The sequence below is a fragment of the Microbacterium sp. UBA3486 genome (assembly GCF_002377845.1).
In the GTDB taxonomy this organism is placed as follows: Bacteria; Actinomycetota; Actinomycetes; order Actinomycetales; family Microbacteriaceae; genus Microbacterium; species Microbacterium maritypicum_A.
In genome coordinates, this window is sequence record NZ_DFQP01000114.1 from 1 (window position 1) to 8,970 (window position 8,970).

General features: G+C 67.4%; 8 protein-coding genes, 1 tRNA gene and 1 pseudogene. 1 reads left to right on the forward strand and 9 read right to left on the reverse strand.

Going from position 1 to position 8,970, the window contains the following annotated elements; all coding sequences use genetic code 11:
* The 8 genes and pseudogenes from B2869_RS17770 to B2869_RS17805 all read right to left on the reverse strand — a co-directional run.
* Window positions 1–186: pseudogene (locus tag B2869_RS17770) on the reverse strand (hypothetical protein); the annotation flags it as partial.
* A 121-nt stretch (window positions 187–307) separates the two neighbouring features.
* Window positions 308–1,102: an inositol monophosphatase family protein gene (locus B2869_RS17775; RefSeq protein ID WP_292769443.1), complete on the reverse strand. Its 795-nt coding sequence runs from the start codon at window positions 1,100–1,102 to the stop codon at window positions 308–310.
* Window positions 1,099–2,103, reverse strand: coding sequence for a hypothetical protein (locus B2869_RS17780; protein ID WP_292769445.1), 1,005 nt, complete (start codon window positions 2,101–2,103; stop codon window positions 1,099–1,101). Before B2869_RS17780 ends, B2869_RS17775 begins: the two co-directional genes overlap by 4 nt.
* Before the next feature lie 117 nt (window positions 2,104–2,220).
* Complete coding sequence (locus B2869_RS17785) at window positions 2,221–3,021, reverse strand: enoyl-CoA hydratase/isomerase family protein (protein ID WP_292769447.1); 801 nt, start codon at window positions 3,019–3,021, stop codon at window positions 2,221–2,223.
* Window positions 3,022–3,067: 46 nt separating this feature from the next.
* Entirely contained in the window at window positions 3,068–3,559 is a 492-nt protein-coding gene (locus tag B2869_RS17790) for an FBP domain-containing protein (protein WP_292769449.1), read from the reverse strand.
* 39 nt (window positions 3,560–3,598) lie between these two features.
* Entirely contained in the window at window positions 3,599–4,234 is a 636-nt protein-coding gene (locus B2869_RS17795) for a hypothetical protein (protein ID WP_292769451.1), read from the reverse strand.
* 153 nt (window positions 4,235–4,387) lie between these two features.
* A tRNA-Tyr gene (locus tag B2869_RS17800) sits at window positions 4,388–4,472 on the reverse strand.
* An 86-nt stretch (window positions 4,473–4,558) separates the two neighbouring features.
* Window positions 4,559–5,488, reverse strand: a complete 930-nt coding sequence (locus tag B2869_RS17805) for a PfkB family carbohydrate kinase (RefSeq protein WP_292769453.1) — start codon at window positions 5,486–5,488, stop codon at window positions 4,559–4,561.
* 87 nt (window positions 5,489–5,575) lie between these two features.
* On the opposite strand from B2869_RS17805, the gene B2869_RS17810 reads away from it, so the two are divergent.
* Window positions 5,576–6,166: a hypothetical protein gene (locus B2869_RS17810; protein ID WP_292769455.1), complete on the forward strand. Its 591-nt coding sequence runs from the start codon at window positions 5,576–5,578 to the stop codon at window positions 6,164–6,166.
* A 212-nt stretch (window positions 6,167–6,378) separates the two neighbouring features.
* On the opposite strand, the gene rpoC is transcribed toward B2869_RS17810, so the two are convergent.
* The coding region (gene rpoC, locus B2869_RS17815) for a DNA-directed RNA polymerase subunit beta' (protein WP_292769457.1) at window positions 6,379–8,970 on the reverse strand (2,592 nt) is incomplete at its 5' end.

Here is an 8,970-nt window from a genome sequence, read left to right on the forward strand (position 1 = left end):
AGCAGCGAGGGCGACGGCCGTGGCGTCGACGGCGGCAGTGGGGGCCGCGGCGGCGGATTCGGCGGCGGATTCGGCGGCGGAGATAGGTGCCGTCGGTCCCGCCGCGGGGGCCTCAGAGGCCGCAGTGCGGAGTCGGCTGGACCGGCGCGTGGGCGCAGAGGCAGCCTGGGAAGTCTCGAAGGGCAAAGCGTTTCTCTCGGTCGTGCGTCAAGCTCGGGGGGCGCAAACTTTGACTTTCACCTTCGGGTGGCGAAAGTAACGATCGCATAAACCATATCTTGATCAGTCTGGGAATGCCATGAATCGTTCAATGTTTCTGGTCGAGGATGGCGCGCAGTCGCGAGTGCACTTCCGCCCCGCCCGCGAGCAGCATCGGACGGGGGGAGTCGATATCGATGCGCGACACCACACCACCCGCTTCTTCGACGAGGAGGGCACCGGCGGCGAAGTCCCACGGACGAAGCCCCCGCTCGAAGTATCCGTCCAGTCGCCCCGCCGCGACGAAGGCGAGGTCGAGTGCTGCGGCTCCCATGCGTCTCAGATCCCGGGCCATCGGCATCACCCGCCCCACGGTGGCGATGTCGCCCTCGTGCGTGGTCGGGTCGTAGCCGAACCCCGTGGCGAGCAGCGCTCCGGCCGGGGTCTCTCCGGTCACCTCGAGACGGTCGCCGTTCGACCACGCGCCCTGGCCGCGGGCGGCCGTGAACATCTCGCCGAGCGCGGGGGCGTTGACCGCACCGGCGAGTGCTTCCCAGGTCTCCGGATCGGGATCGCCGCGGACGGCGGCGATGCTCACGTTGTACGCCGGGATGCCGTATGCATAGTTGACGGTGCCGTCGATCGGATCGACGACCCACGTGATCCCGCTGCTGCCGGCCTCGGCACCGGTCTCCTCCCCCAGGAAACCGTCGTCGGCCCTCGCGGCCCGAAGGCGTTCGCGGATGAGCGCCTCGACCTCTCGATCGGCTTCGGTGACGATATCGGCCAGCGACGACTTGGTGGCCGCCAGACGTACCCCCTCCTGTCGACGCGTGCGCGCGAGCCGTCCGGCTTCTTCCGCGATCTCGCTCGCGAGCTCGAGGAGCTCGAGTTCGAGTGTCACTGGGCAGGCCGCTGCGGGGCGGGGGGAGGCGGCGGGAAGGCCGGCGAGGTCTCCTGCGGAGGAGCCGTCGGCTGCGCGGCCGGCGCCGGTGGCACCGGATGGCCTCCCGGAGCCGTCGGAGACGGGGCGACCGGTTGCGTGAACTGCGGAGCAGCGGGCTGTGGCGATGTGGGCTGGGGCGCGACCGGGAAACTCGAGACCGGCGCTGCGGCAAGCGCCTGCTGCTGCGGCACGACGGTCGGGTGACCCGTGTAGTAGGCGTTCCAGTCGGGCGATGCGTCGGGAAGCGCCGGGAGCGGGGTGATGCCGTCTGCGTAGGTGGGCCAGGACGGCGGCGATGCCACAGCGCGATCGGCGGGCGTCTTCTTCTTGGGAGCGAAGAGCGCGTTCAGCAGTGGGATCAGCGTCGTGCCGACGGCCACCAGGATCGTCAGCGCGACCACGATGCGCCAGTAGAGCTCGCCGTAGTGGAACGTGTTCGGGAAGGCCAGGAAGAACACGAGCATGCCGACGAGGCCAGCGAGGAACGTGATGGTGACGATGTAGATGACCCGCGTGAATGTTGTGACGTATCGCCGCGCCGCGGGAGTGAACAGGCGCACGTGCAGCAGGGCGAGCTGAAGGATGCCGATCACGAGGAGCAGCTGGAAGAAGCGCTCGGCACCGAAGTAGAAGCCGTCTTCCGGCAGCCAGATCTTCACGGCTCCGACGAGGAGCGCGATGATCCAGCTCACCATGCTCGCCAGCTGGAGCCAGTCGGGACGGTTCGGCGCGAGACCGGCTTCGAGGATCGCGATGCCGGCGAACGCTGCGAGCAGCAGGATCGTGAGGAACGCCCGGCCGATCAGACCATCTTGATCGCCGATGAGCACCCAGATGACGCACACGAGCGCCGCGGCGATCAGAGCCCCGATGGCGATCCACAGGGAACCCCTGATGAGCAGCGACATGTTCTTCTTCTCACCCTGCGTCTGATGCGTGGTGATGTCCGGCTGGGACATGGCGATCCTCTCGTCGTGCGGCGATGCCTTCATCCTGCCACGCGCGCCCGCAGATGCCACGGGCGCCGCCCTCGTCGCCAAAGACCTTTCTCGATCTCTGCCTCTGTGGAGGAGAGGTCAGCCGGCCTTCTTCGCCGATGCTGCGGCGAAGGCTGCGACTCTGGCCTGCGCATCCGGCGTCTCCAGGGCTGCTCCGATCGAACGCGCCTCTTCACTCAGCTGCTCGACGAACGTGCGCTCCGGCTGCGATCGCACCAGCCGCTTCGCCTGGCCGTAGGCGTCTGCAGCGCCCGCCAACCAGAATCGCGCGATCGCCTCGCCGCGAGCACGCACCAGTTCCGCCTCGGAGACGGCGTCCGCACCTTCGACGGCCTCGGCGACGAGACCCCACTCCACAGCCTCCACCGACGACAGCAGTCGATCCTGCAGCACGAGCTGCAGGGCACGGCGCTGACCGACGGCACGGGCGAGCTGAGCGGAGACTGACAGATCCGGAGTCAGACCGATGTTCGCGTAGAGGCTGCCGAGCTTCGATCGCGAGCCGACCACGGCATAGTCGCTGCACAGCAGAATCCCCAGACCACCGCCGGCCGTGGTGCCGTGGGCAGCGGCGACGACAGGCACCGCCGATTCCGTCAACGAGCGGATGCCGGTGTTGATGACCTCGGCGAGAGCGGTGATCTCCGCGCCGGAAGCCCCCATCGTCGTCGCCATGTCGATCACATCGCCCCCGGCGCAGAAAGCGGGGCCGACGGCATCGATCAGGATCGCCTTCACATCGGATCTCGACGTCGCCTCGGCCGTCGCGTCCTTCCAGGCGTGCGCGAGGTCGGCATTGAAGGCGTTGAGGCGAGCAGGGCGGTTCAGCGTCAGCCGTGCCATTCCCTCTTCGACGGCGAACAGGATGGCATCACTCATGGCTTCTCCTTCGAGCGCAGGACGTGTGGGACCAGCGTAACCGCGATCAGACCCGCTCCCAGACCTGCGAGACGAAGCTCTCCATGCGGCGACGCGTGCCGTCGAGGCGGAAGTCGACCTGCCCCGGAGTCCTCACCTCGTTCGGTGCGAGCGGGTGGGCGAGACGCACGTTCTCGTGGCAGGAGAGGTCGGCGCACATGTAGGTGCCGAACGAGTCGCCGCGCTTCCCTGCCTCCCCCGCCCGACGTGCGGAGAGGAGCGCGACCTGATTGCCGGGCTGCATCGTGTGACAGATGTTGCACATGCCCGAACGCGCACGTCCGGGATCCGTCGCGCGCAGCACGATGCCGACGATCTCCTCGTCGTGCGGGATCAGCACATAGCCACGGCGACTCGCGCCGGGATCCTGCCAGGCGAAGAAGTCGAGATAGTCCCAGTCGACGAGGAGGAAGTCGTGCGGCATCTCCATGAGGCGCAGTTCGTCGGCATCCGCATTGACGAACGAGGCCCGGACGTCGGCTTCGGTGAGCGGTCGCATCAGTCCAGTCTATGAACCGTTCGCACTCGCGGGGCCACGTCACATCCGCCGCGTCGTGACCATCGAGAAGACCGTCTCGAACAGCTGAGCCGCGAACACCGATGCCCAGACGGACGCCGCGAGAAGAAAGACGACCTGGATGGCGATCATCACGATCAGCGGTGCCGACCCCCGTCCTCCCCGTCGACGGACCACGACATGACGACCGATCACATAGACGAGAGAGGACAGGAAGGTCCACGCCCAGGGGAAAGGTCGGGAGAACCCTCGGCCGGCGAGCTCGCGGGCATCGAGGGCGGCGAACCAGACGGAGAGCCCGTAGATCGTCCAGCCCGACAGCGTCAGGACCAGGTACCACGGCGTGAGGAAGGCGTTGATCTCCGCGGCGATGAATCTCTCCACGTCGAGGGGTGACGAGCCGTCCAGCGGGACGACGGCGAGCATGTCGAACATCCCCTGCTGCATCTGCACCAGGTATCCGATGGCGGCGATCGCGCTGAGCACCGGGAGGAGCACGATCAGCCACACCCATACGGTGTTCGCGCTCGTTCCCTCCGGGACCGACGGGAACTCCCTCGACGTCACGGGGGGCGGCGCCTCGCCGTCCCATCGGTATCCGTCCCACCATCGCGTCGCACCCTGGTCATCGGTGTACCACCCGGCGGGGGCGCTCATGGTCGCTCTCCGAGGTCGACGCGGGCGCGGATCGTCTGGAGCATGTGACCACCGTATTCATGGTGGCGGCGTCCGGGGGCAGGGATGAGAGAAGGCCCCCGCGGTGATCGCGTGGGCCTTCGGATTTCCGCAGTCTTCCGCGGAGGTGATGGATGGTGGCGAGTGAGGGATTCGAACCCCCGAATGCAGAGCAGTCTGATTTACAGTCAGATCCCTTTGGCCGCTTGGGTAACTCGCCAGAGCGCACCCGTCCGACTTCGACAGCCAACCGGGGGCACGAGAGACAAGCATACCTGTCGGAGGCGGGTGCAAGAAATCGGACCGTCAGCTGCCGCTCACGCCGCGACCGGAGGCCTCCAGCGACTCGGGCGTCCGCAGGAGTCCGCCCTCTGCGCGACAGGTCGCGGCGGCGACGTCCATCGCGCGCAGCAGCAGTGCGCGCCACTCCCCCAGGTCGGACGGAGACGCTGTGACCAGGCCCTCTGCGACGGCGGCGAGAGTCGCATCCCCCGCTCCGACGGTGTCGATCACCGCACCGGGAAGCTGCGCGATGGGGGCGGAGACGATGCCGGCATCCGCGTCGATCGTGGCGCCGTCTGCACCCGCGGTCGCGAGGACGGCCGCAGCACCGAGAGTCCGCAGGCGCGCGCGCAGCGCGGCGAGTTCGCCGTCGTAGAGGATCGCCGCGTCATCCGCACCGACCTTGACGATGGCAGCCGAAGCCACGAACTGTTCGAATCCGCGGACGAACTCCTCCCGGTCGCTGAGCATCCCGGCGCGCGGGTTGGGATCGACCGCGACGCGTGCGTCTCCCAGGGCATCGCTCAGTGCGTCGACCTCTGCCGGCACATCGAAGGGGAAGCAGCTGATCGCGACGAGCCCGGCGTCGGCGATCGCCTGACGAGCGTCGTCGGAGTATCGGATGCTGCGTCTCTGGGCGGCCTCGTTGAAGACATACTGCGGTTCGCCGTCGGCCGCCCGCTGCACGATCGCGCGGGACGAGCCGAGGGGGGCCTCACTTCCTATCAGGCGCACACCGTGGTCGGACAGGTACTCGCGGATGTGCGCGCCTGCCTCGTCCTCCCCGACCATGGCGATCAGCGTCGTCTCGACTCCCAGCCGCCGCAGTCCGACGGCGACGTTGAGTGCCGCACCGCCCACGAGCTCGCGGACGCCGGAATCGTCGCGGATCTCATCGATCAAGGCATCGCCGATCACGACCACGGAACCGGCGGAAGAAGTCTGAATGCTCACCCGCCGACACTATCGTGGCGCCGTGCACCGACGGGCTGCACCGCGTTCCACTCCCGTCGCGCCGCCGACGAGCAGTACGGTGTGGATATGAAGCCCCGAGTCGCCGGCGCTGCCGCCGCTTTCCTCCTCCTCGTCGTTCTGACGGCGTGCACCCCGCAGGCAGGCGATGGCGGGGGCCCTTCGCCCAGCCCCACGGAAGGCCACACGGCAGGCAGTGAGGAGACCAGCAGCCCGTCGCCCACCCCCACTCCGACGACCGCTCCCGTCGCCCTGCCGACCGACTGTCGTGCGATCTTGTCGGAAGCCGTGCTGGCCGAACTCGGCGACATCCCTCTCAACGACGCCGCCTTCGGGCCTTCGGGAGTGGGCGCTGACGGTGCCCTCACCTGCAATTGGGCGGACCCGCGCGCAGACACCACGCGACTCACGACGACGATCTCGCGGATGAACCGCGGGCCCGCGCTCGACAAGCTCAATGCGCTCGCCGACGACGAGGGCTTCTCCTGTTTCACGCCGGACGGCGGCACGCGCTGCGAGAAGACCTGGCCGAACGAGCAGTACCCCGTGACCGACGGCCGCACGCTGTTCTGGCGTGATGATGTGCTCATCGACACGCGCTACACGAACCTTGCGCCGACCGGTTACACCTCGAGCATCGTGGAGCACATCTTCGGCTGACGTCCAACGCGCTCCGCGCGTGTCAGGATCCTCCGCCGACTGCACGGCTTCTCGACGAGTGCACGGCTCGGCGACACACGTAACCCGTGCGCTCGGCAGCTTCCCGTGCACTCGCGCCACGTCGCACACCGCCGGGCACGAAGAAGGCCCCAGGCGAGTCGCCTGGGGCCTTCTTCGTCATTCAGTACTCAGTACTGCGGCTCTCGCCTCGATCAGTTGTAAGTACCGGGGGTGATGTCGTCCGTCGAGAACGCGTCGAAGTCGACGTAGCCGAAGTCACCGTCGGCGTACGCACCGTCGGATGCGAAGATCCGGTTCGGGTAGCGCTCGCTCTTGGCTTCCTCGGTGGCCTCGACCGTGACGTCGCGGTACTTCGAGAGACCGGTTCCGGCGGGGATGAGCTTACCGATGATGACGTTCTCCTTGAGACCGACCAGCGGGTCGCGCTTGCCCTGCATCGCAGCCTCGGTGAGCACGCGGGTCGTCTCCTGGAAGGAGGCGGCCGACAGCCACGATTCGGTCGCGAGCGAAGCCTTCGTGATACCCATCAGCTCCGGACGGCCGGACGCGGGACGCTTGCCCTCTGCCACAGCCTCGCGGTTGATCGACTGGTAGCGCTTGAGGTCGACCATCTCACCCGGGAGCAGGGTCGTGTCGGCGTGATCGACGACGGTGACCTTGCGGAGCATCTGACGGACGATGACCTCGATGTGCTTGTCGTGGATCGGCACACCCTGCGAGCGGTACACGCCCTGGACGCCGCCGACGAGGTAACGCTGCACCTCGCGAGCACCCATGACACGCATGATCTCCTTGGGGTCGAGCGTGCCCACCAGGATCGGCTGACCGACCGTGACGTGCTGCCCGTCCTCGACGAGAAGCGTCGCACGCTTCAGCACCGGGTAGATGACCGGCTCGTCACCGCTGTCGGGCGTGAGGATGACCTTCTTGCCCTTGTCGGTCTCGTCGATCGCGATGCGGCCATCGGCCTCGGCGATCGGCGACGCCCCCTTGGGGGTACGCGCCTCGAAGAGCTCCTGCACACGGGGAAGACCCTGCGTGATGTCATCCGCCGATGCCGAACCACCCGTGTGGAAGGTACGCATCGTCAGCTGGGTGCCGGGCTCACCAATCGACTGGGCAGCCACGATCCCGACGGCCTCGCCGACATCGACCAGCTTGCCCGTGGCCAGCGAACGGCCGTAGCACATGGCGCAGGTTCCGGTGGCGGCCTCACAGGTGAGCACCGAACGGACCTTGACCTTCGAGACACCGGCCTCGACCAGCGCCGTGATCTCGAGGTCACCCAGGTCCGTACCTGCGGGCACCACCACATTGCCCTGCTCGTCGACACCGTCGACGGCCAGAGTGCGGGCGTAGACCGCGGTCTCGACATTGCCCAGGATCCGCAGCGCACCGGTCTCGTCAATCTCGGCGATGTTCTTGTTCAGGCCACGCTCGGTGCCGCAGTCCTCCTCACGGATGATCACGTCCTGGCTGACGTCCACCAGACGACGGGTCAGGTAACCCGAGTCAGCGGTACGAAGCGCCGTGTCCGCCTGACCCTTACGACCACCGTGGGTGGAGATGAAGTACTCCAGGACCGAGAGGCCCTCACGGAAGTTCGACTTGATCGGGCGGGCGATGATCTCGCCCTTCGGGTTGGCCACCAGGCCACGCATGGCGGCGATCTGACGCATCTGGGTCATGTTTCCTCGAGCGCCCGAGGCCACCATCATGAAGATGGGATTGGTCTCGGTGAAGTTGCGCTCCATGGCAGCGGTCAGCTCGGCCGTGGCGTCGGTCCAGATCTGGATCAGCTCCTGACGACGCTCGTCCTCGGTCACCGCGCCACGCTCGTAGAGCTTGTCGATTTTGGCGGCCTTGGCATCGTAGCCGGCGATGATCTCCGGCTTGTTCGGCGGCGTCTGGACGTCACCGATGGACACGGTCACACCGGAGCGCGTGGCCCAGTGGAAACCGAGGTCCTTCAGGTTGTCCAGGGTGCGGCCGACCTCGACCTTGGGGTAGCGCTCGGCCAGGTCGTTGACGATGCCACCCAGCTGCTTCTTGCCCACGGTCTCGTTGATGAAACCGTAGTCATCGGGCAGCGCCTCGTTGAAGAGCGCGCGGCCCAGCGTGGTGTCCAGGAGCACGGAGCCGTCCGGACGGACGGGAGTGCCCTCGGGCGCCACCACGTCGGTCAGGCGCAGCTTGATCCGCGAGCCCATCATCAGCTCCTTGCGGTCGAAGGCCATCAGGGCCTCCGCTATGGAGCTGTAGGACTTCCCGGTGCCCGCACCCTCACGCTCCTGCGTGAGGAAGTACATGCCGATGATCATGTCCTGGGTCGGCAGCGTGACGGGACGACCGTCGGCCGGCTTCAGGATGTTGTTCGTCGACAGCATCAGGATGCGTGCCTCGGCCTGCGCCTCGGCGGACAGCGGCAGGTGCACGGCCATCTGGTCACCGTCGAAGTCGGCGTTGAAGGCGGTGCAGACCAGCGGGTGCAGCTGGATGGCCTTGCCCTCGACGAGCTGCGGCTCGAACGCCTGGATACCCAGGCGGTGGAGCGTCGGTGCGCGGTTGAGCAGCACGGGGCGCTCGCGGATGATCTCCTCGAGCACGTCCCACACCTCGGAGCGCGCGCGCTCGACCATGCGCTTCGCGGCCTTCACATTCTGCGCGTGCGACAGATCCATGAGGCGCTTGATGACGAACGGCTTGAACAGCTCGAGCGCCATCTGCTTGGGCAGACCGCACTGGTGCAGCTTGAGCTGCGGGCCGACGACGATGACCGAACG